A 20,320-nucleotide genomic window follows, 5' to 3' on the forward strand; every position below is an offset into this window, starting at 1 on the left:
CGGCCAGCGGCCGGCACCACCGCAGGGCGGTCAACCGCCCTGCTTTGCGGCGTAATCCTGCGCCTGGCGCATCACCCGCAGCAGGTTGCCGCCCCAGATGCCGGCAATCTGCTGCTCGGTATAGCCCTTGCGCAGCAGCCAGGCGGTGATCTTCGGCAGCTGGCTGACATCGGGCAGGTCACTCAGGCCGCCGCCGCCATCCCAGTCCAGGCCGATACCCACGTGCTCGGGGCCGACCACCTTGAGGATGTGCTCGAAGTGGGCGAAGAAGTCGTCCAGGCTGGCATGCCGCACGGGGTGTTCATGGTCCAGTGCCTGTTCGGCTTTCAGCAGGGCCACGCCCTGCTCGATGCCCATGCCTTCCCAGCCGCCCAGCTGCCTGCTCAGCGCTTCTTCGGCCTGCTTGCGCTCGGGTGTCTTCGCCGTGTCGATCAGGTAGCCGCCATAGGCGTTCACCTGGATCACGCCGCCGGCCTTGGCCAGCTTGCGCAGCCGCGCGTCATCAAGATTGCGCGGGTGGTCGTACACCGCCTTGGCCGAGCTGTGCGACAGCACGAAGGGCACCGGCATCATCGCCAGCAGGTCGTCGAACACCGCGTCCGAGGCATGCGACTGGTCGATCACGATGCCCAGCTTCACTGCCTGCCGCACCAGCTCCTTGCCGGCCGGGCTCAGGCCCTTCCACTCCGCGCCCTTGGGGTCGGTGGCCGAATCGGCGAACTCGTTGTTGGCGAAGTGCACGGTGCTGAGCAGGCGCAGGCCGGCGCGATGGTAGAACGAGAGCAGGCTCGGGTCTTCCACCAGCGGGCTGGCGTTTTCCATGCTGATGTAGACCACGCGCTTGCCGGCGGCCTTGATCCGCGCAGCATCATCGGCGGTCAGTGCCAGCGCGAAGCGCGCGGGATTGGCCGCCAGCATCTCGCGGATTTCCAGCAGTCGCTGCAGGCCGTGGTCACGCTCGACCAGGTGGGCCGCTGCGCTGCGATCGCCCTGGTCGGTGTAGATCGCCCAGAAACCACCATCGAGCGCACCTTCGACCATGCGCGGGTAGTCCACCTGCGAAAGCGCGTTGCGGTCGTGGCGCTGCTCGATGTCGAAGCCGGTCCGGCCGAAATTTGCCGGCGTATCCAGGTGGCTGTCGAGCGTGACCAGGCGCTGCTGCAGCGCCTTGGCACGGGCCAGTTCCTCGGCGCTGAACTCGATGGCGTGAGCCGAAAGCGGCGCGCACAGCGCCACGGCGAGCACGACGGACAGGTGGCGCAACGATGGCATGGGCTCTCACCGGCAATGGGAAGAGCCCGACCATAGCGCTGCACCCGGCCTTTTTGTAGAGCCGAGCCCATGCTCGGCTGCCAGACAGATCATCCGAGCGTGGGCTCGGCTCTACAGAGATCGGCAGTGACGCGGTCAGTCCACCACGCGGCAGAACACGGCCTTCAGGTAACGCGATTCCTGCACGTGGGCCATGAACGGGTGGTCCGGACCGGCGCCGGCCACCTTCAGGATCTGGATCGTGCGGCCGGAGAAATACGCCGCGCGGCGCAGCATGTCGAGGAACTGGTCCTCGGCCACCAGGCCGGTGCAGGAGAACGTGGCGAACAGGCCGCCCGGCTTGACCACGCCCAGCGCCAGCTTGTTCATGTCCAGGTACTTCTTCAGCGCAGTGATGACCTGGTCGCGGTCGCGGGTCATCTTCGCCGGGTCCAGGATCACCACGTCGTACTGCTCGCCACGATTGGCCGCATCACGCAGCCACGGGAAGATGTCGGACTGGACGAACTTCGGGCGCACGTTGTTCAGGCGCGAATTGCCCTTGGCGATCTGGATGACGTCTTCATCGATGTCGATGCCGACCACTTCCGAGGCGCCTCGCGCCGCCGCGTACACCGCAAAACCGCCGGTGTTGCAGCACAGATCCAGCACGCGCTTGCCTTCCACCTGCTGGCTCAGCCACTCGCGGTTCTCGCGCTGGTCGGCGAAGAAGCCGGTCTTGTGCGCACCTGCCGGGTCGGCGCGGAACTTGATGCCGTACTCGGTGATCACCGACGCTTCGGTGGTGGTATTGCCGTGGAAATCGAAGCTTTCCTGTTTCTGCACGTGCTCATCGGCGAAGCTGTGGAAGCGGCAACCCGGGAACTGCTCGCGCAGGGCGTCGTAGATCCACTCGCGGTGGCGGAACATGCCGGCGGCGAAGAATTCGACCACCACCAGGTCGCCGTAGCGATCCACCACCAGGCCGGACAGGCCGTCGCCTTCGCTGTGCACCACGCGCCAGGCGTCGGAGACCGCGTCGAGCTTGAGCACCTCACGGCGCAGCGACACCGCCTGGGCAATCTTGCGCGAGAACCAGCCGGCATCCACCGGCACGTTCTGGTCGGTCTCAAGGATGCGCACGGCAATACGCGAATGCCCGTTGTAGAACCCGCGGCCAACGAACTCGCCATCAATGCCGACCACGTCGACGATGGAACCGGGCTTGGGCCGGACGGTCGGCTTCTCGACCAGTTTCTGGAAGATCCACGGGTGGCTGGAGCGCCACGCATTCTTGAGGCGGACAATCGGAAGGGGGGTATTCATCCACCCATTGTAAACCGGGCGCCGGGGTCAGATCCCCGAAGGGGCTCTGACCCCCGCCGGCGTGCCAACCAAGGTTGGCACCCACCAGGCCGGAACGGGCTCGGGAATGGGGTCAGAGCCCCTACGGGGATCCGACCCCTCGTCCCCCATTTGACGTCGGCCCAGCCAGACGGCAGAATCGGCGCCAGAAGGGGAGTAGCTCCCAGACGTTGTCGCCGTCATTTCGAGCCCGCAGGCTCCGGTGCAACGGCAGTTCCAGCCGACTGGAACTGCGAGCGAGACCTTCGCCGTACTGGCGAAGCTCTGTCCCTGGATCCCCCTCCCGATCCTCCGTTGCAGATCCTCGCCGTCCGGCCTGGCATTCATCTTTCCAACGGACATTCCCAATGCAGACGATCGGTAACGTGTGGTTGTGGGGCGGCTTCGCAGCGGTGGTGGTCATCGCCCTGCTGGTCGACCTCGTGTTGATGCGCCATGGTGGACCGCACAAGGTCACCTTCAAGGAAGCCCTGTGGTGGTCGATCGGCTGGGTCGCGCTGGCCCTGCTGTTCAACGCTGGCCTCTGGTACTACCTGAATGAGACCGCCGGCCAGGTGGTGGCCAACAAGGTCGGCCTCGAATTCCTGACCGGCTACCTGGTCGAGAAGGCGCTGGCGGTCGACAACATCTTTGTGTTCCTGATGATCATGAGCTACTTCGCAGTACCGGAGGAGCAGCGCCAGAAGGTGCTGATCATCGGCATCCTGGGTGCGATCGTGCTGCGTACGATCATGATCTTCGCCGGCAGCGTGCTGATCAGCCAGTTCCATTGGCTGCTCTACGTGTTCGGTGCCTTCCTGCTGTTCACCGGCTGGAAGATGTGGTTCGCCGCCGGCCAGGAACCGGATCTGGAAACCAACCCCGCCCTGCGCTGGATGCGCAAGCACCTGCGCCTGCTGCCGGACTACGCCGGCAATGCGCTGAGCGTGAAGCGCGATGGCGTGCGCTGGTTCACCCCGCTGTTCGCGGTGCTGATCCTGATCGCGGTCACCGACGTGATCTTCGCCGTGGACAGCATCCCGGCGATCTTCGCGATCACCACCGACCCGTTCATCGTGCTCACCTCCAACGTGTTCGCGGTGCTGGGCCTGCGTGCGATGTTCTTCCTGCTGGCCGGCATGGCCGACCGCTTCCACCTGCTGCCGTACGGCCTGGCGCTGGTGTTGGCCTTCATCGGCATCAAGATGATGATCATCGACCTGTTCAAGATCCCGACCCCGGTGTCGCTGGGCGTGGTCGCGGTGATCATCGCCGCCACCGTGGTGCTGAGCCTGAAGTACCCGCCGAAGGAAGGCTCGGGCCACGCCTGAGCCTGAGCGGTGGGAAGGCGCGGCCGGCGGGATTGTCCCGCCGGCCGCACCCACTCTCCCGCAACAGTGGCCTTGGTTTCGCGCCAGCCACCGCCATTGCTGAGGTATGGACAACAACACGCCCCTGCCCGCCGGCGACGTGCCGGCCCCCCGCAATGACCGCTCGCGCATCCTGCGGGCGTTCAATGTCAGCCTGGCGGCCGTGCTGGTGCTGGTGGCCGTGTTCGCCCTGCAGGGCACGTTCGACTGGCGACCGTGGGCGGTTGCGCCACTGGAAGCCAAGGGCCTGCTCGGCCTGATCGGCGGCCCGATGCTGCATGCCTCGGTCGAGCACATCGCCGCCAACAGCATCGCCATCCTGATCCTCGGCACCCTGGCCGGCAGTGTGTATCCCAAAGCCACCGTGCGCGCCCTGCCCCTGCTGTGGCTGGGTTCAGGCCTCGGCGCGTGGATGCTGGGCAATCCGGGCAGCGTGCACCTGGGTGCCAGTGGCGTGACCCATGGCCTGATGTTCCTGCTGGCCAGCCTCGGCCTGCTGCGCCGCGACCGTGCGGCAATCGCCACCGGCCTGATCGGCATGCTGTTCTATGGCGGCATGCTGATGACCATCCTGCCGCATGCCGATGGCGTGTCCTGGCAGTCGCACATGGGCGGCGCCTTCGCCGGCATCATCGCCGCGCTGCTGTTCCGCAACGCCGATCCGCTGCCGCCGCGCCAGCGCTACAGCTGGGAAGACGAAGAAGACGAGGCCGAGCCGCTGGCCGACGACGAGCTGGAGCCGCCGTCACCGCAGCGCGTGCCGGTGCTGTGGCAGCCGCGCGAGGGCCAGGACTACGTGGTGATCCCGTTCCGCCGGCCGGACGAGCCGCGCGGTTGAGGGGACGGTCGTGCCGGCCGCTGGCCGGCAACCTCATGAACCGGTAGTGGCCGACCTTGGTCGGCGCGGTTGTTGCGTGCCAACCAAGGTTGGCACCTACCAGAGCACACCGGCCCCCGGGTAGCGCCGGGCCATGCCCGGCGCGTTGATCGCTCAGTTCCCCGCTGTGCCCATCCCATCCACCGCCTGCCGGCCCAGCGCCGGATCATCGGTGAAGAAGGCATCGATGCCGGTCGCCAGGTAGGCGCGCATCTCGGCGATCGAGCCTTCGACGTTGCGCGCGTTGTCGGCGCCCTTGCGCAGGTTGCTGGGCTGGAAATGGTTCTCCGGGCGGAAGGTGTACGGAATCACCATCAGGCCGGCCGCGTGCGCATCATGTACCAGCGAGGTCGGCGTACCCAGCGCGCCCTTGGCATCCAGCGGAATGATCGAGCGCAGCTCGGGGCCGATGCCATCGGCGTAGGCGGCGATGTCCTTCAGCCCGGCCGGGGTCATCATCTGTGCGTAGGTCAGCGTGCCGCCGGCCTTGGCGATGTCGGCCGGCTGGGTATCGCCCTTCCACAGCAGCTGCAGCAGGCGGATGTTGCTGCCCCGGCCGATCTTGCCATGCAGGTAGCGCAGGTTGGCAGTCTCGAATGACTGGATCGTGACCGGGCCGACATTGGTGTACGCGTTGCCACGCAGTGCGGCCAGCAGCTTGTCTTCCATCGGCAGGCCGATGGACTGGAAATAGGTCGGGTGCTTGATCTCCGGCACGAGGCCGATGCCACGGTTGGCGCGCCCGGCCTGCTGCACCAGGAAGGCCAGGATCTCGTCCAGGCTGGCGATGCGGAACTGGCCGTCGTAGGCGGTGCTGCGCAGTTCCGGCAGGCGCTCACGGGCGTACAGGGTCTTCAGCTCGGCCAGGGTGAAGTCCTCGGTGAACCAGCCCTCGACCTGCTGCCCATCGATCACCTTGCGGGTGCGGCGGCTGGCGAACTCCGGATGCGAGGCGACGTCGGTGGTGCCGCCGATCTCGTTCTCGTGGCGGGCCACCATCACCCCGTCCCTGGTCATCACCAGGTCCGGTTCGATGTAGTCGGCGCCATCGGCGATGGCCTGCGCATACGAGGCCAGGGTGTGCTCGGGCAGCAGTGCGCTTGCCCCGCGATGGCCGTAGACCGACACCTTGGGCACGGCCGGGGTGGAGGATTCAGCACTCATGGCCACCGATGGTGCCACGGCCAGCGACAACAGCAACGCACAACCCCACGACTTCACTGCGACTTCCCCAAGCGGTATGTGATGGGCGTCAGTATGCGGCGGCAATGTGACAGGTGGGGGAAGCCAGTCCCTGTAGAGCCGAGCCCATGCTCGGCTGACGGGCAGAACAGCCGAGCATGGGCTCGGCTCTACAGTTACTTGCCGATGCAGAAACTGGAGAAGATCCTCCCCAGCAGATCATCGGCACTCATCTGCCCGGTGACCTCACCCAGCGCATCGTGGGCCAGCCGCAGTTCCTCGGCGGCCAGCTCCAGGTGCTCGTGCGCCAGCTCGCCATCGGCGCGCTGCGCATGTTCCTGCGCGCGTTCAATCGCATCCACGTGGCGCGTGCGCGCGGAGAACTCGCCGTCCACCTGCTCACCGGCACCGGCCGAAGCAATCGAACGCAGGCGCGCATGCAGATCGTCGAGCCCGGCGCCGGTGGCGGCCGAAACGAACACCCGATCCGGATCAGCCAGCGACGGCAACGCCGCCAGCAGATCCGACTTGTTGTGGATGTAGACCTTGTGCGGTACCGCCGCCACGGCCTCGCCCAGCGCCGCTTCACCGGCCGCCGGATCGCGCGCATCCAGCACGATCAGCGCCAGGTCGGTGCGCTCGATTTCCACGTGGGCGCGGCGCATGCCTTCGCGTTCGATGGCGTCGCCGCCGTCGCGCAGGCCGGCGGTGTCGACCAGGGTCAGCTCCAGGCCATCCAGGCGGATGGTTTCGCGCAGGGTGTCGCGGGTGGTGCCGGCGATGTCGGTGACGATGGCGCGTTCGCTGCCGGCCAGCGCGTTGAGCAGTGAACTCTTGCCCGCATTCGGCGGACCGATCAGCACCGCGTGCAGGCCATCGCGCAGGCGACGGCCGCGTTCGGCATCGCGGCGCAGAATGGCCAGATCGCTGCGCGCCTGTTCCAGCCCACGCCGCACCTGCGCGCCACCGAGGGTATCCAGCGGTTCGTCGGCGAAGTCGATGGCCGCTTCCACGTGGATGCGCAGCAGCACCAGCTGCTCGACCACCGCATCGATGCGGCGCGAGAACACGCCATCCAGTGAACGACGCGCCGCGCGTGCGGCACGGTTGTCGCCCGCGGCGATCAGGTCGGCGATGGCCTCGGCCTGGGCCAGGTCCAGCTTGCCGTTGAGGAACGCCCGTTCGCTGAACTCACCCGGCCGCGCCTGGCGCGCACCGAGCGCGATGCAGCGCGCGACCAGCTGCTGCAGCAGCACCGGGCTGCCATGGCCCTGCAGTTCCACCACCTCTTCGCCGGTGAAACTGTTCGGTGCCGGGAACCACAGCACGATGCCATCGTCGATGACCTCGCCGTCGGCATCACGCAGGCGCGCGTAGTGCGCGTGGCGCGGGCGCAGTGCAGGCGCCCCCAGCGCATTGGCAATCGCCGCAGCGCGCGGACCGGACAGGCGCAACAGGCCGACACCGCCGGCGCCGGGGGCGCTGGCGATGGCCACGATGGTGTCGGTGCGGATCGCGTCGTTCATGGCTCAGAGCTTCTCCAGCTGCGCGCGCGCCTGGGCCGCGCCGCTGCCCTGCGGCTGCAGCGCCAGGTAGGTGGTGTAGGCCTGCTTCGCCTTGGCCTTGTCGCCGGCGTTGAAGTAGGCATCGCCCAGGTTCAGATGGGCCACCGCGCGCGACGGGTCGATCTTCAGCGTGTTCTCCAGCCAGCGCGCGGCTTCTGCATAGCGCTGCTGGCGGTAGTAGACGAAGCCGAGGTTGTTGGCGGCCTGGGCGAAATCAGGACGCAGCTTCAGCGCTTCGGCGAACTGCGCGGCTGCCTCGTCGTACTGCTTCTCGCGGTACAGCTGCAGGCCGCGGTCGTTGGCCTGCTGCGCGCGCTGGCGGTCTGACGCCGGGCCAGCGGTGGGCACCACCAGCTTGGCCTTGCCACCCTGCAGGTCGGCCACCGTCACCGGCGCCTGGCTGCCCTTGGCCTCGCTGGCCGCATCCACCTTGTTGTTCAGCGCGATCGCATCGGCGGTCAGCTGGCGCGTATCGGCGTTGAGGAATTCCTGGCTGTCCGGCACCTGGAACACGAACTCGCCGCCCTGCGAACCGGGCAGGCTGCCGAAGGCCGGGGTCTGGTGCGAGACCGCCGATACGGCCGGCGCCACGTAGGCGGCCAGCTCGGTACCGGTGATCAGGCCGTCGCCGTTGAGGTCGCCCTTGCCGGCCAGCGCCTGCAACAGCACCCAGGTGAACACCGAATGGCCGTTGGGGCCAGCATCGGCCACCTGCTGGTCGGCACCACCGGCGGTCAGCATCTGCCGCGCGCTGCGACGCGCGTTCTCGCGCAGGAACGACGACGACGACGGGCCACCGCGGGTCAGGCCCAGGCCGCTGTAGCAGGCATCCATCACGAACATCACATGCTTGGCCTGCATGCTCTCGGCAATGTTCTGGATGTCAGTCATCGCGATGGCGTCGGTGGCGAATTCCTTCGGGTCCGAATCGACCGGAATGATGTAGCCCAGGTCGCGCCCGGAAGCGAGCTGGCGGGTCGCGCCATGGCCGGCGAAGAACACGAACACGCGGTCGTTCTTGCCGGTGCGGTCATCTGCCAGGCGATCGTGGAAGGCCGCGAGGATGTTGTTGCGGGTCGCCTGCTCGTTCTTCAGCACGATCACCTGCGAGGACGGGAAGCCGAACTGCCCGGTCAGGGTATCGGCCACCGCCTGCGCGTCGTGGCTGGCGTACTCCAGCTTCGGCCACTTGGCATAGTTGTCGATGCCGACCACGATCGCCCAGGACTTCTCGTAGCCGGTGGTGACCGTGGCGGCACCGGCTTCACCCTTGCGCGCACGGGCGACAGTGAAGTCACGGCCGTTCCAGCCGGCGAACTGGTAACCATCGGCGATCAGCCGGTCGAGGATCTGCGGCAGCGCCTTCACCGCACGATCGTGGATGTCGTGGAACAGGATGATGCCGCGCTGTTCCTTGTTCACCTGGTCTAGCACGCGCTGCACGATCGATTCCGGTACCGGGTCGGCCCAGTCCATCGAGTCGATGTTCCACATGATCGACTTCAGCCCGGCCTCGTTGAGCAGCTGCAGGCCTTCGGCATTGCGCGCGCCATACGGGAAACGGAACAGCGGCGCGCGCTTGCTGTCGACATCCTTCAGCAGCGTGTCGGTGTCGAGCACCTGCTGGCGCAGCGCGTCACCGGTGGTGCGCGACAGCTGGGCGTGGGTCAGGCTGTGGTTGCCGACCGCATAGCCCTCTTCCATCAGGTTGCGGCTGATCTTCGCCATCGGGCCGAGGCTGACCTTGCCATCGGCCTCGACCTTGCCAAGGTTGCGGCCCACTTCAAAGAACACGCCCGGCACGTCGTAGCGCTTGAGGATGGCCACCACTTCATCGGTATAGGCCTTGTGCGGGCCATCGTCGAAGGTCAGCACCACGGTCTTGGCCGGCAGGTCGCGGCCGAAGATCTCGCGGTCGCTGTCCTTCATCGACATCGGGTAGGGCTCGATCACGCCGTAGTCGCGCAGGATCGCTTCGCGGCTGTAGTCCTTGTGCAGGTGGGCGATGTAGTCGTCCCACTTCTCACGCTTCAGCTCGATGGCACGGGTGCGCTCGAAGCGGCTGAAGATGCGGGTCAGTTCCTGGTTGTAGTTTCGCTCGATCTCGTCGAGTGCCTCCAGGTCCTCGCCGATGCGCTGGTGCAGCTTCACCGCCGGCAGCGACGAATCAGTGCCGACCCGCTCATGCAGATCACGCAGCACTTCGCGGAAGGCCAGGCGGTCGGCGTCGAACAGTTCCGGCGCCGACTCGATGTAGTCCAGCACGGTGCCGAGGGTGGCGAAGCGCTGCGGGCTGGAGCCGCGCAGCAGGGTGTCGAACTGCGCGGCGATCGCCGTGCGCTGTTCCAGGCCATCGTGGAACAGCTGCTGGCCCACACGCGTGGAGGTGCCGCGGTCGGCGGCCGATTGCTGTTCCTCGTCTGCCAGCAGCACGATGATCCGGCGGTAGCCGTCGAGCTGCTTCTGCAGCGCCGCCAGCAACGGCGCGGCGGCCGGATCGGCGGCGGCCGCGGCCTGCGCGCTTGGCTGGGTGACGGTGGTCGCCGGCGCCTTCGCGTCCTTGTCGCCGCAGCCGGCAACAACCAGGGTCAACAACAGCGAGGGCAGGAACAGGCGGAACGACGACGCACGCGGCATGGCGGACTCGAAGGTGGGAGGAACGGTGTGCCGGCGATTCTACCGCCGCATGCGAAAAGCCCGCCTTGCGGCGGGCTTTTGCTGGGGTCAGCCGGCCAGCGGCCGGCTCTACCGATTACTTCTTCTTGACCGGGGCCGGAGCGGTGGTGGCCGCAACCGGCTCGCCGCCATGGCGCTTGGTCATCCACCACTGCTGCAGCAGGCCCAGGCCACCGTTGACCACCCAGTACAGGACCAGGCCGGACGGCATGAAGGCCATCATGACGCCGAACACCAGCGGCATGAACTGCATCATCTTCTGCTGCATCGGGTCCATGCCCGGTGCCGGGGTCAGCTTCTGGGTGAACCACATCACTGCCACGTTGATGACCGGCAGGATGAAGTAGGGGTCGCGTGCGGTCAGGTCCTGGATCCAGCCGAACCAGGGCGCCTGGCGCAGTTCGACCGATTCCACCAGCACCCAGTACAGGGCGAAGAAGATCGGCATCTGGATGAGGATCGGCAGGCAGCCGCCCATCGGATTGATCTTTTCCTTCTTGTACAGCTCCATCATCGCGGTCTGGAACTTCTGGCGGTCATCGCCATAGCGTTCCTTCAGCTGCGCGATGCGCGGCTGGAAGCGGCGCATCTTGGCACCGCTCTTGTACTGGGTCGCCGACAGCGGGTACAGCACCAGCTTCAGCAGCACCACCAGGCCGACGATCGCCCAGCCCCAGTTGCCGACCAGCTTGTGCACCTGGTTCAGCACCCAGAACAGGCCCTGGCCGATCACCGCCATCATCGAGAAGCGGCTGTAGTCGACCACGCGGTCCAGGCCCGGCACGTCTTCCTTGGCGATCAGGTTGACCAGCTTCGGGCCGACCCACAGGCGGGCCTCGGTGCTGGTGGACTGGCCCGGGGCCACGGTGAAGGCCGGGCCACGCGCTTCAATCAGGTCACGACCGGCCACCTGCGACAGCACGTAGTGCGCGGTCTGGTCCTTCTGCGGGATCCAGGCGGTGAAGAAGTGATGCTGCAGCATCGCCAGCCAGCCGCCGGTGATGTTCTGGTTCAGTGCGCCGTCGTCCAGGTAATCCTTGAACGCACGACGCTGGTACTTCTTGTCGTTGTCGTACCAGGTGGCGCCGTTGAAGCTGAACGAATCCGGGTTGGTCATGCTCCGCGACAGGATGGTCGGGGTGCGGTCCAGGGTGCGGTAGACGTAGCCGTTCCACGGTGCGGCGCCGGCATTGCTGACTTCGTCCTTGAAGCGCACGGCGTACTCGTTGCGCGAGACGGTCAGGGTGCGCTTGATGGTCACGCCGTTGTCGGCGGTCCACACGAACGGGATCTGCAGTTCGTTCTGGCCCTTGGCCAGCACGAAGTCCTTGGTATCACCGACCAGCTTGAAGCCGTCAGCGCCGGGAACCGGGGTGTTCTTGTCTTCGCTGGCCCAGCCACTGATCGCGCTGTACGGATGCGCGGGGTCTTCGGTCAGCAGGCGAACCGGCGGGCTGCCTTCGTCCTTGGTCTGCGGGAACTGCAGCAGCTCGGCATCGAGCACACGGCCGCCGTCCAGTACCAGGCGCAGCACGTCGGTGGTGACGGTCACGCGCTGGCTGGCCGGGGTGGCGCTGGCTTGGGCCTGCACAGCGGCCTGGCCCGGCGCACCCGGGACCTGCGCGCTGGGGATGCTGCCCGGGGTCGCGCCCGGAACACTCTGTGCAGCAGCCGGGGCCGACGTGGTCGTCGGTGCCGGGGTCGGAGCAGCCTTTTCACGGCTCCACTCCATCCACAGCAGCACGGCCACCATCAGCCAGGCAAAAATGAGGAATACGCGGGTCTGGTTCATCAGCGGACAGGCTCGGCGGGGCCGGGACGCGATGCCGGCTCGGTCAAAGAAGGAGTTGCGATGCCATCAGGCGGCGGCATTGTGCCGTCCACGCCCGGCGCGGGCAATGCACGCAGGCGACGCAGCAGGCGCAGGAAGGCCTGGCGGATCTCGTCGTTGCTGGCGGAACGCGCAGCACTACGCGCCACGACGACGAAGTCGCCTGGCTGGATTTCGGTACGTGTCTGACGCAGGATGTCGCGCAGGACGCGCTTGATCCGGTTACGCCCCACGGCGTTCGGATCAACCTTGCGGGAAACCGCCAGACCCAGCCTGGCCGGCCGGTCAGCCGGCAGCCAGTGCAGGGTCATCAGCGGATCGGACACACGGCGGGCGCCGTTGAAGACCGTTGAATATTCGGCACGCGTGCGAACCCGCGCAGAGCGAGGGAATCGCTTGCGCGGGTCTGCAGTATTCACTGTCGAAGGGATTGCGTCTGCCGCGGGGTGCGGCATGGCAATCAGGCGCTCAGGACTTTGCGGCCCTTGGCGCGGCGACGCGACAGGATCTTGCGGCCGTCAGCGGTCTTCATACGGGCACGGAAGCCGTGGTCGCGCTTACGCTTGAGGTTGCTGGGCTGGTAGGTGCGCTTCGTGGCCATTGGGGGCCTCTCGTATGAATGGGACGGAAAGAACCGGAAATTCTAGAGAGGTACCCTACCCCGCGTCAACCCCTGGCAGCTACGCGAATTCACCGGGCTGTGCAATAGCTGTGGATGTTTTTGTGAATAAGTAGGGGACAAGCATTCCGAAGGCGGGCGCTCGGTGGTAGTCTGAGCCATCCATTTCCCCCCTTTCCGGCCTGTGTTTGGGCGCCTTGTCGCGTCCATGCCCCGGCCACCGGACGATTATTGCTGATGGATGCCTGGTCCCGTAGTCTCGAGCGCCTCGAAGCGGAGTTCCCGCCGGAAGACGTTCATACCTGGTTGAAGCCGCTGCAGGCCGATCTGCGCGTGGACAGCCTGGTGCTGTATGCACCGAATGCCTTCATCGTCGACCAGGTCCGCGAGCTGTACCTGGCCCGGATCCGCGAGCTGCTGGCGCATTTCGCCGGTTTCAGCGACGTTTTTCTTGAAATCGGCTCGCGCCCGCGCCCTGTGGAGGCGCAGAACGCGCCGGTTTCCACGCCGTCGGCGCATGTGTCCAGCGAACCGCAGGTGCCCTTCGCCGGCAATCTGGACAGCCACTACACGTTCGCCAACTTCGTCGAAGGCCGCAGCAACCAGCTGGGCCTGGCCGCCGCCTTCCAGGCAGCGCAGAAGCCGGGCGACCGGGCGCACAACCCGCTGCTGCTGTACGGAGGTACGGGCCTGGGCAAGACCCACCTGATGTTCGCCGCCGGCAACGCCATGCGCCAGGCCAATCCAGGTGCAAAGGTGTTGTACCTGCGTTCGGAACAGTTCTTCAGCGCGATGATCCGGGCCCTGCAGGAAAAGACCATGGATCAGTTCAAGCGCCAGTTCCAGCAGGTGGATGCGCTGCTGATCGATGACATCCAGTTCTTCGCCGGCAAGGACCGCACCCAGGAAGAGTTCTTCCACACCTTCAACGCGTTGTTCGATGGCAAGCAGCAGATCATCCTGACCTGCGACCGCTATCCGCGCGAAGTCGAGGGCCTGGAAGCGCGCCTGAAGTCACGGCTTGCCTGGGGCCTGTCGGTCGCGATCGAACCGCCGGACTTCGAGACCCGCGCCGCGATCGTGCTGGCCAAGGCGCGCGAACGCGGTGCCGAGATTCCCGATGATGTTGCGTTCCTGATCGCCAAGAAGATGCGCTCCAACGTGCGCGACCTCGAGGGCGCGCTGAATACCCTGACCGCCCGCGCCAACTTCACCGGCCGCGCGATCACCACCGAATTCGCCCAGGAAACCCTGCGTGACCTGCTGCGCGCCCAGCAGCAGGCGATCAGCATTCCCAACATCCAGAAAACCGTTGCCGACTACTACGGCCTGCAGATCAAGGATCTGCTGTCGAAGCGTCGGACCCGCTCGCTGGCCCGTCCCCGCCAGGTCGCCATGGCCCTGACCAAGGAACTGACCGAGCACAGCCTGCCCGAGATCGGCGACGCCTTTGCCGGTCGCGATCACACCACGGTGCTGCATGCCTGCCGCCAGATCCGGACCCTGATGGAGACCGACGGCAAGCTCCGTGAGGACTGGGACAAGCTGATCCGGAAGCTGAGCGAATGATGCACGGATGCCGATGAGGCGTCATCGCACAAAACGGTGCAGAATCCGGTAGCAAGCGCGGGACACGTTGTGGATAAAAATGCCGTTTGAAATCGCGCCAGATTTATCCACAGCTTTCCCCACCCCTTGGGGGTCGGTAATGCAGAGGGTTTCGAGGTCTGAAATACCTTTAATTACAAAGACTTAGCATTGTTTTCCAGCGATTCTGTCTCTACCAGCACCACCAAGCTTTTGATTTATTCCACATTTTTTAAAGCATAGGGGCACGGAACCACATGCGTTTCACACTGCAGCGCGAAGCCTTTCTCAAGCCGTTGGCACAGGTCGTCAACGTGGTCGAACGCCGCCAGACCCTTCCGGTTCTGGCCAATTTCCTGGTCCAGGTGCAGAACGGCCAGCTGTCGCTGACCGGTACCGACCTGGAAGTGGAGATGGTGTCGCGGATCGCGGTTGAAGATGCCCAGGACGGCGAAACCACCATTCCCGCCCGCAAGCTGTTCGAGATCATCCGCGCCCTGCCCGACGGCAGCCGGATCACCGTCTCGCAGACCGGAGACAAGATCACCGTGCAGGCCGGTCGCAGCCGTTTCACCCTGGCCACGCTGCCTTCGAACGACTTCCCGTCGGTGGATGAAGTGGAAGCCACCGAGCGCGTGGCCATCGGTGAGGCGACCCTGAAGGAGCTGATCGAGCGCACCGCGTTCGCGATGGCCCAGCAGGACGTGCGCTATTACCTCAACGGCCTGCTGTTCGACCTGCGCGGCGATGCCCTGCGTACCGTTGCCACCGACGGCCACCGCCTGGCGCTGTGTGAAACCGATCTGGCCAAGCCCAGCGGGTCCAAGCGCCAGATCATCGTGCCGCGCAAGGGTGTGACCGAACTGCAGCGACTGCTGGAAAGCGGCGATCGCGAGATCGAGCTGGAAGTCGGCCGCAGCCACGTGCGCGTCAAGCGCGACGATGTCACCTTTACCTCCAAGCTGATCGACGGCCGCTTCCCGGACTACGAAGCGGTGATTCCGATCGGTGCCGACCGTGAAGTGAAGGTTGATCGCGAAGCGCTGCGCGCCTCGCTTCAGCGCGCCGCGATCCTGTCCAACGAGAAGTACCGCGGCATCCGCGTGGAAGTCTCGCCGGGCAACCTGAAGATCAGCGCGCACAACCCGGAACAGGAAGAAGCCCAGGAAGAGATCGAAGCCGATACCTCGGTCAGCGATCTGGCCATTGGCTTCAACGTGAACTACCTGCTGGATGCCCTCTCCGCCCTGCGCGATGAGGAAGTCATCATCCAGCTGCGCGATTCCAACTCCTCGGCACTGGTGCGTGAATCCAGCAGCGAGAAGTCGCGCCACGTGGTGATGCCGCTGCGTCTCTGACAGCTGCTGTTCCACGTGGAACCGAACGACGCCCGGGATCTTCCCGGGCGTTTTTTTTTGCAGGTTCCACGTGGAGCATCGAGAAGACGCAGTTCTGGGGACGACGTCACTTCCGTCGATGGGCTCGGTTGAAATCCGTTGCCTTTCCGGGATGTTCGTCTCGATCGTTGAAAACAGGATCGCTGGATCGTAGCAATGACGAGTCGCGATTGATCGAAAGTCCAGGTGCAGGATCCGATACCCGTCGCCTGTCCCCAGATCTGGCCAGACAGGGACCGATGATCCTGCATCGCGGCGTGATGGACTTCCCTCTGCAAACGCCGCTGTCCACAGGGAAGATTCGATGCAGATTGGGGCAAGCCTAGCTTCTAAATCTGGGTATAAATCTAAAGCATGGTGGTGATGGTAGAGCCAGATCTCGTGGAAAAACACCTTATCTGACTGATTTAAAAGAAATTTATGCACCTGAAACCCCCTGTATATCGGCCTCCCAGCCTGGGGGGGAACCTGTGGATAGTTTCGAAGGCATGGCAAAAGGGCTTTTTTATCCACAGATTGCCCATACCTTGTGTATAAGTCATACAGGGCAGCTGTGGACAGCGTGGAACGATCGGTCTGAATTCTTTGAAATCTGTGGAACCGCCCAGGGCATGGGACCGTAGATTTCAAGGAATCTGCAGGTTCATCCGCTGGTACTCGTCGGCGACGAGGCAAGCGCTGTCCACGGCATCGCCTGAAATCGGCGAAATCCAAGGCTCACACCCCCGCTACCCTTCGCAGAATCGAAGGATTTCCGGGCTTGCCGAGACCCGCATCTGCTGGGATGAGGAAACAGCGCCACGTGGAACCAGCGGTCAGGGCGCAGGCAGACCTGCGGTAACTGCTCCATAGCTGGCCGGATAGCTGGCCGGGCACGTCCGGCTTGACCGATGCAGTAAGCTGATGAATTCCCTGCCCCTCTGCCGCCCCGTGCGGATGGTCTTTCGCGCCCCATGCTTATCCGCCGCCTCGCCCTGCACCAACTGCGTCGCTTCAATGCGGTGGAGCTGTCGCCCCAGCCGGGATTGAACCTGCTGACCGGCGACAACGGTGCCGGCAAGACCAGCGTGCTCGAGGCCCTGCACCTGATGGCCTATGGGCGCAGCTTCCGTGGTCGTGTCCGCGATGGATTGGTGCGCCAGGGCCAGGAAGCGCTGGAAATCTTCGTGGAATGGGACGAACAACGTGCCAATCACCCGCCGCACCGCCGAAAGGCCGGCCTGCGGCACAGTGGTCAGGATTGGAAGGGGCGCCTGGACGGCGAAGACGTGGCCCAGCTCGGCAATCTGTGCGCAGCGCTTGCGGTAGTCACATTCGAGCCAGGCAGCCATGCGTTGGTCAGCGGTGGTGGTGAACCCCGCCGCCGATTCCTCGATTGGGGCTTGTTCCACGTGGAACCTGATTTCCTGTCCCTGTGGCGCCGGTATTCGCGGGCACTGAAACAGCGCAATGCCCTGCTCAAGCAAGGTGGCCCGTCGCGGATGCTGGATACCTGGGATCACGAACTGGCTGAAGCCGGCGAACCGTTGACCAGCCGTCGGCAGCACTACCTGGAGCGTCTGCAGCAGCGCACCGTGGCGCTGGCTTCCAGCCTGGCCCCGCAGCTCGGCATCCAGGCACTGGAACTCAGCCCGGGCTGGCGTCGGCACGAGCTCCCTCTGGCCGATGCGCTGCTTCTGGCCCGGGAACGTGACCGCCAGGCCGGATACACCTCGGTCGGTCCGCACCGGGCAGACTGGAGCGTGGATTTCCACAGCATTCCGGGTCGCGATGCGCTGTCCCGCGGCCAGGCCAAGCTGACGGCATTGGCCTGCCTGCTGGCGCAGGCCGAGGACTACGCGGAACAGCGCGGCGAATGGCCGGTGATCGCATTGGACGATCTGGGCTCGGAGCTGGATCGCACCCACCAGGCGCGGGTTCTGCAGCGCCTGCTCGGTGGGCCGGCGCAGATCTTCATCACCGCCACCGAAACGCCGGCGGCGCTGCAGGAACTGACCCACATCGCCCGGTTCCACGTGGAACATGCACAGATCGTGGCTGTGCCATAGTGGGCACACCAGGGCCGCTCGACCCCGGCTGGTATAATTCGGGTTGAAATCCTTTCATTCTCGGCGCATCGCTCCAAGCGGTGGCCGACCTGCGGAGCCTACGGCAAGCGCAATGAGCGACGAACAGAACACCCCGGCAAACAACGGCAATTACGACGCCAACAGCATCACCGCCCTGGAAGGCCTGGAGGCTGTCCGCAAGCGACCCGGCATGTACATCGGCGACGTGCATGACGGCACCGGTCTGCACCACATGGTGTTCGAGGTTGTCGACAACTCGATCGACGAAGCGCTGGCCGGCCACGCCGATCACGTTGCAGTGACGATCCACGCCGATGGCTCGGTTTCGGTATCCGACAACGGTCGCGGCATTCCGACCGGCAAGCACGAGCAGATGAGCGCCAAGCTCGGTCGCGAAGTGTCGGCTGCCGAAGTGGTGATGACCGTCCTGCACGCAGGCGGCAAGTTCGACGACAACAGCTACAAGGTGTCCGGCGGCCTGCACGGCGTCGGCGTCAGCGTGGTCAACGCGCTGTCGCAGAAGCTGCTGGTGGACGTGTTCCAGAACGGCTTCCACTACCAGCAGGAATTCAGCAACGGCGCCGCCGTGACCGCGCTGGCCAAGCTGGAAACCACCACCAAGCGCGGCACCACCGTGCGCTTCTGGCCGTCGACGGTCGCCTTCCACGACAACGTGGAATTCCACTACGACATCCTGGCTCGCCGCCTGCGCGAGCTGTCGTTCCTGAACTCCGGCGTCAAGATCGTCCTTGCCGACGAACGTGGCGATGGCCGCCGTGATGACTTCCACTACGAAGGCGGCATCCGCAGCTTCGTGGAGCATCTGGCCCAGCTGAAGACCCCGCTGCACCCGAACGTCATCTCGGTCACCGGCGAGCACAACGGCATCGTCGTGGATGTGGCGTTGCAGTGGACCGACTCCTACCAGGAGACGATGTACTGCTTCACCAACAACATTCCGCAGAAGGACGGCGGCACCCACCTTGCCGGCTTCCGCGGTGCGCTGACCCGTGTGCTCAACAACTACATCGAGCAGAACGGCATCGCCAAGCAGGCCAAGATCAACCTGACCGGCGATGACATGCGCGAAGGCATGATCGCGGTGCTGTCGGTGAAGGTGCCGGACCCGAGCTTCTCCAGCCAGACCAAGGAAAAGCTGGTCAGTTCCGACGTGCGCCCGGCGGTGGAAAACGCCTTCGGCGCGCGCCTGGAAGAGTTCCTGCAGGAAAACCCGAACGAAGCCAAGGCGATCGCCGGCAAGATCGTCGACGCTGCGCGTGCACGCGAAGCGGCGCGCAAGGCCCGCGACCTGACGCGCCGCAAGGGCGCGCTGGATATCGCCGGCCTGCCGGGCAAGCTGGCCGACTGCCAGGAAAAGGACCCGGCGCTGTCCGAACTGTTCATCGTCGAGGGTGACTCGGCAGGTGGCTCGGCCAAGCAGGGCCGCAACCGCAAGAACCAGGCGGTGCTGCCGCTGCGCGGCAAGATCCTCAACGTGGAACGCGCACGCTTCGACCGCATGCTGTCCTCCGACCAGGTGGGTACGCTGATCACGGCCTTGGGCACCGGCATCGGCCGTGACGAGTACAACCCGGACAAGCTGCGGTACCACAAGATCATCATCATGACCGACGCCGACGTCGACGGCGCCCACATCCGCACCCTGCTGCTGACCTTCTTCTACCGTCAGATGCCGGAGCTGATCGAGCGCGGTTACGTCTACATCGGCCTGCCGCCGCTGTACAAGATCAAGCAGGGCAAGCAGGAGCTGTACCTGAAGGACGACCCGGCGCTGGACAGTTACCTGGCCAGCAGTGCGGTGGAAAACGCCGCGCTGGTGCCGGCCACCGGCGAACCGGGCATCGAAGGCCTGGCGCTGGAAAAGCTGCTGCTGGCCTATGCCGCCGCGCTCGATTCCATCGAACGCAATGCCCACCGCTATGACCGCAATCTGCTCGAAGCGCTGGTCGATTTCGTGCCGATGGACATGGACAGCCTGCGCAATGCGGGCGAAGGCGAAGGCCTGGATGCGCTGGCCAAGCGCCTCAACCAGGGCAGCCTGGGCAGCCCGCGTTTCAGCCTGGAACTGCAGGAGGCCAACGAGGAGCGCCCCGCCGCCGTGCTGGTGACCCGTCGCCACATGGGCGAGGAGCACATCCAGGTGCTGCCGCTGTCGGCGTTCGAAAGTGGCGAACTGCGCGCGATCCACCAGGCCTCCAAGCTGCTGCACGGGCTGGTGCGCGAAGGTGCAACGATTTCCCGCGGCGCCAAGTCGATCGAAGTCGACAGCTTCGCGAAAGCGCAGAACTGGCTGCTCGAGGAGGCCAAGCGCGGCCGCCAGATCCAGCGATTCAAGGGTCTGGGTGAAATGAATCCGGAGCAGTTGTGGGATACCACGGTGAACCCGGAGACCCGTCGCCTGCTGCAGGTGCGCATCGAGGATGCGGTCGCTGCCGACCAGATCTTCAGCACCCTGATGGGCGATGTGGTCGAACCGCGTCGTGACTTCATCGAAGACAATGCGCTGAAGGTCGCCAACCTGGATATCTGAC

Annotated in this window: 14 protein-coding genes; 6 read left to right on the forward strand and 8 right to left on the reverse strand. The window is 65.3% G+C overall.

The window, feature by feature from the left end; translation table 11 throughout:
* Nucleotides 1-30: 30 nt before the first annotated feature.
* Complete coding sequence (locus AC5P56_RS15225; RefSeq protein ID WP_049442541.1) at nucleotides 31-1,272, reverse strand: dipeptidase; 1,242 nt, start codon at nucleotides 1,270-1,272, stop codon at nucleotides 31-33.
* Nucleotides 1,273-1,407: 135 nt separating this feature from the next.
* Nucleotides 1,408-2,577, reverse strand: a complete 1,170-nt coding sequence (locus AC5P56_RS15230) for a class I SAM-dependent rRNA methyltransferase (protein WP_014648949.1) — start codon at nucleotides 2,575-2,577, stop codon at nucleotides 1,408-1,410.
* 386 nt (nucleotides 2,578-2,963) lie between these two features.
* Here AC5P56_RS15230 and AC5P56_RS15235 point away from each other — a divergent pair, with 386 nt between their 5' ends.
* The gene (locus AC5P56_RS15235; protein WP_014648950.1) at nucleotides 2,964-3,926 is read left to right on the forward strand and encodes a TerC family protein; all 963 of its coding nucleotides are present in this window, start codon (nucleotides 2,964-2,966) and stop codon (nucleotides 3,924-3,926) included.
* A 106-nt stretch (nucleotides 3,927-4,032) separates the two neighbouring features.
* Nucleotides 4,033-4,803 carry a rhomboid family intramembrane serine protease gene (locus AC5P56_RS15240; protein ID WP_032958447.1) on the forward strand — a complete coding sequence of 257 codons (771 nt, stop codon included), beginning with the start codon at nucleotides 4,033-4,035 and terminating at the stop codon, nucleotides 4,801-4,803.
* Nucleotides 4,804-4,956: 153 nt separating this feature from the next.
* Here AC5P56_RS15240 and AC5P56_RS15245 read toward each other — a convergent pair whose 3' ends face one another.
* The 6 genes from AC5P56_RS15245 to rpmH all read right to left on the reverse strand — a co-directional run bounded on the left by AC5P56_RS15245 (nucleotide 4,957) and on the right by rpmH (nucleotide 12,697).
* Complete coding sequence (locus AC5P56_RS15245; protein WP_197605461.1) at nucleotides 4,957-6,063, reverse strand: glycerophosphodiester phosphodiesterase; 1,107 nt, start codon at nucleotides 6,061-6,063, stop codon at nucleotides 4,957-4,959.
* Between the two features lie 137 nt (nucleotides 6,064-6,200).
* Nucleotides 6,201-7,550 (reverse strand): tRNA uridine-5-carboxymethylaminomethyl(34) synthesis GTPase MnmE, encoded by a 1,350-nt coding sequence (mnmE, locus tag AC5P56_RS15250; protein WP_288496434.1) that lies wholly within the window; start codon nucleotides 7,548-7,550, stop codon nucleotides 6,201-6,203.
* A gap of 3 nt (nucleotides 7,551-7,553) precedes the next feature.
* Entirely contained in the window at nucleotides 7,554-10,226 is a 2,673-nt protein-coding gene (locus AC5P56_RS15255; protein WP_053494814.1) for a polysaccharide deacetylase family protein, read from the reverse strand.
* A 115-nt stretch (nucleotides 10,227-10,341) separates the two neighbouring features.
* Nucleotides 10,342-12,057, reverse strand: a complete 1,716-nt coding sequence (gene yidC, locus AC5P56_RS15260) for a membrane protein insertase YidC (protein WP_014648955.1) — start codon at nucleotides 12,055-12,057, stop codon at nucleotides 10,342-10,344.
* Nucleotides 12,057-12,551, reverse strand: coding sequence for a ribonuclease P protein component (rnpA, locus tag AC5P56_RS15265; protein ID WP_080053031.1), 495 nt, complete (start codon nucleotides 12,549-12,551; stop codon nucleotides 12,057-12,059). Before rnpA ends, yidC begins: the two co-directional genes overlap by 1 nt.
* A 5-nt stretch (nucleotides 12,552-12,556) precedes the next feature.
* Nucleotides 12,557-12,697, reverse strand: a complete 141-nt coding sequence (rpmH, locus tag AC5P56_RS15270) for a 50S ribosomal protein L34 (RefSeq protein WP_005411729.1) — start codon at nucleotides 12,695-12,697, stop codon at nucleotides 12,557-12,559.
* 255 nt (nucleotides 12,698-12,952) lie between these two features.
* Between rpmH and dnaA the strand changes: the two genes are divergently transcribed.
* The 4 genes from dnaA (at nucleotide 12,953) to gyrB (ending at nucleotide 20,319) form a co-directional block, all read left to right on the forward strand.
* The gene (dnaA, locus tag AC5P56_RS15275; RefSeq protein WP_014645405.1) at nucleotides 12,953-14,284 is read left to right on the forward strand and encodes a chromosomal replication initiator protein DnaA; all 1,332 of its coding nucleotides are present in this window, start codon (nucleotides 12,953-12,955) and stop codon (nucleotides 14,282-14,284) included.
* Between the two features lie 275 nt (nucleotides 14,285-14,559).
* Nucleotides 14,560-15,660 (forward strand): DNA polymerase III subunit beta, encoded by a 1,101-nt coding sequence (gene dnaN, locus AC5P56_RS15280; protein WP_100554271.1) that lies wholly within the window; start codon nucleotides 14,560-14,562, stop codon nucleotides 15,658-15,660.
* A gap of 992 nt (nucleotides 15,661-16,652) precedes the next feature.
* Entirely contained in the window at nucleotides 16,653-17,747 is a 1,095-nt protein-coding gene (gene recF, locus AC5P56_RS15285) for a DNA replication/repair protein RecF (RefSeq protein WP_014645406.1), read from the forward strand.
* A 112-nt stretch (nucleotides 17,748-17,859) separates the two neighbouring features.
* On the forward strand, nucleotides 17,860-20,319 hold the full coding sequence (gyrB, locus tag AC5P56_RS15290) for a DNA topoisomerase (ATP-hydrolyzing) subunit B (RefSeq protein WP_014645407.1): 2,460 nt from the start codon (nucleotides 17,860-17,862) through the stop codon (nucleotides 20,317-20,319).
* The last annotated feature ends 1 nt before the right edge of the window (nucleotide 20,320 follow it).

This window comes from Stenotrophomonas sp. YJH_SMC_131, assembly GCF_059367975.1.

What these genes read in the sequence shown, in the direction of transcription:
- rnpA (WP_080053031.1), bottom strand. Translation starts at nt 12,551, where the DNA reads ATGCCGCACCCCGCGGCAGACGCAATCCCTTCGACAGTGAATACTGCA.
- AC5P56_RS15255 (WP_053494814.1), bottom strand. Translation starts at nt 10,226, where the DNA reads ATGCCGCGTGCGTCGTCGTTCCGCCTGTTCCTGCCCTCGCTGTTGTTG.
- AC5P56_RS15225 (WP_049442541.1), bottom strand. Translation starts at nt 1,272, where the DNA reads ATGCCATCGTTGCGCCACCTGTCCGTCGTGCTCGCCGTGGCGCTGTGC.
- AC5P56_RS15240 (WP_032958447.1), top strand. Translation starts at nt 4,033, where the DNA reads ATGGACAACAACACGCCCCTGCCCGCCGGCGACGTGCCGGCCCCCCGC.
- recF (WP_014645406.1), top strand. Translation starts at nt 16,653, where the DNA reads ATGCTTATCCGCCGCCTCGCCCTGCACCAACTGCGTCGCTTCAATGCG.
- yidC (WP_014648955.1), bottom strand. Translation starts at nt 12,057, where the DNA reads ATGAACCAGACCCGCGTATTCCTCATTTTTGCCTGGCTGATGGTGGCC.
- AC5P56_RS15235 (WP_014648950.1), top strand. Translation starts at nt 2,964, where the DNA reads ATGCAGACGATCGGTAACGTGTGGTTGTGGGGCGGCTTCGCAGCGGTG.
- mnmE (WP_288496434.1), bottom strand. Translation starts at nt 7,550, where the DNA reads ATGAACGACGCGATCCGCACCGACACCATCGTGGCCATCGCCAGCGCC.
- rpmH (WP_005411729.1), bottom strand. Translation starts at nt 12,697, where the DNA reads ATGGCCACGAAGCGCACCTACCAGCCCAGCAACCTCAAGCGTAAGCGC.
- gyrB (WP_014645407.1), top strand. Translation starts at nt 17,860, where the DNA reads ATGAGCGACGAACAGAACACCCCGGCAAACAACGGCAATTACGACGCC.
- AC5P56_RS15230 (WP_014648949.1), bottom strand. Translation starts at nt 2,577, where the DNA reads ATGAATACCCCCCTTCCGATTGTCCGCCTCAAGAATGCGTGGCGCTCC.
- dnaN (WP_100554271.1), top strand. Translation starts at nt 14,560, where the DNA reads ATGCGTTTCACACTGCAGCGCGAAGCCTTTCTCAAGCCGTTGGCACAG.
- dnaA (WP_014645405.1), top strand. Translation starts at nt 12,953, where the DNA reads ATGGATGCCTGGTCCCGTAGTCTCGAGCGCCTCGAAGCGGAGTTCCCG.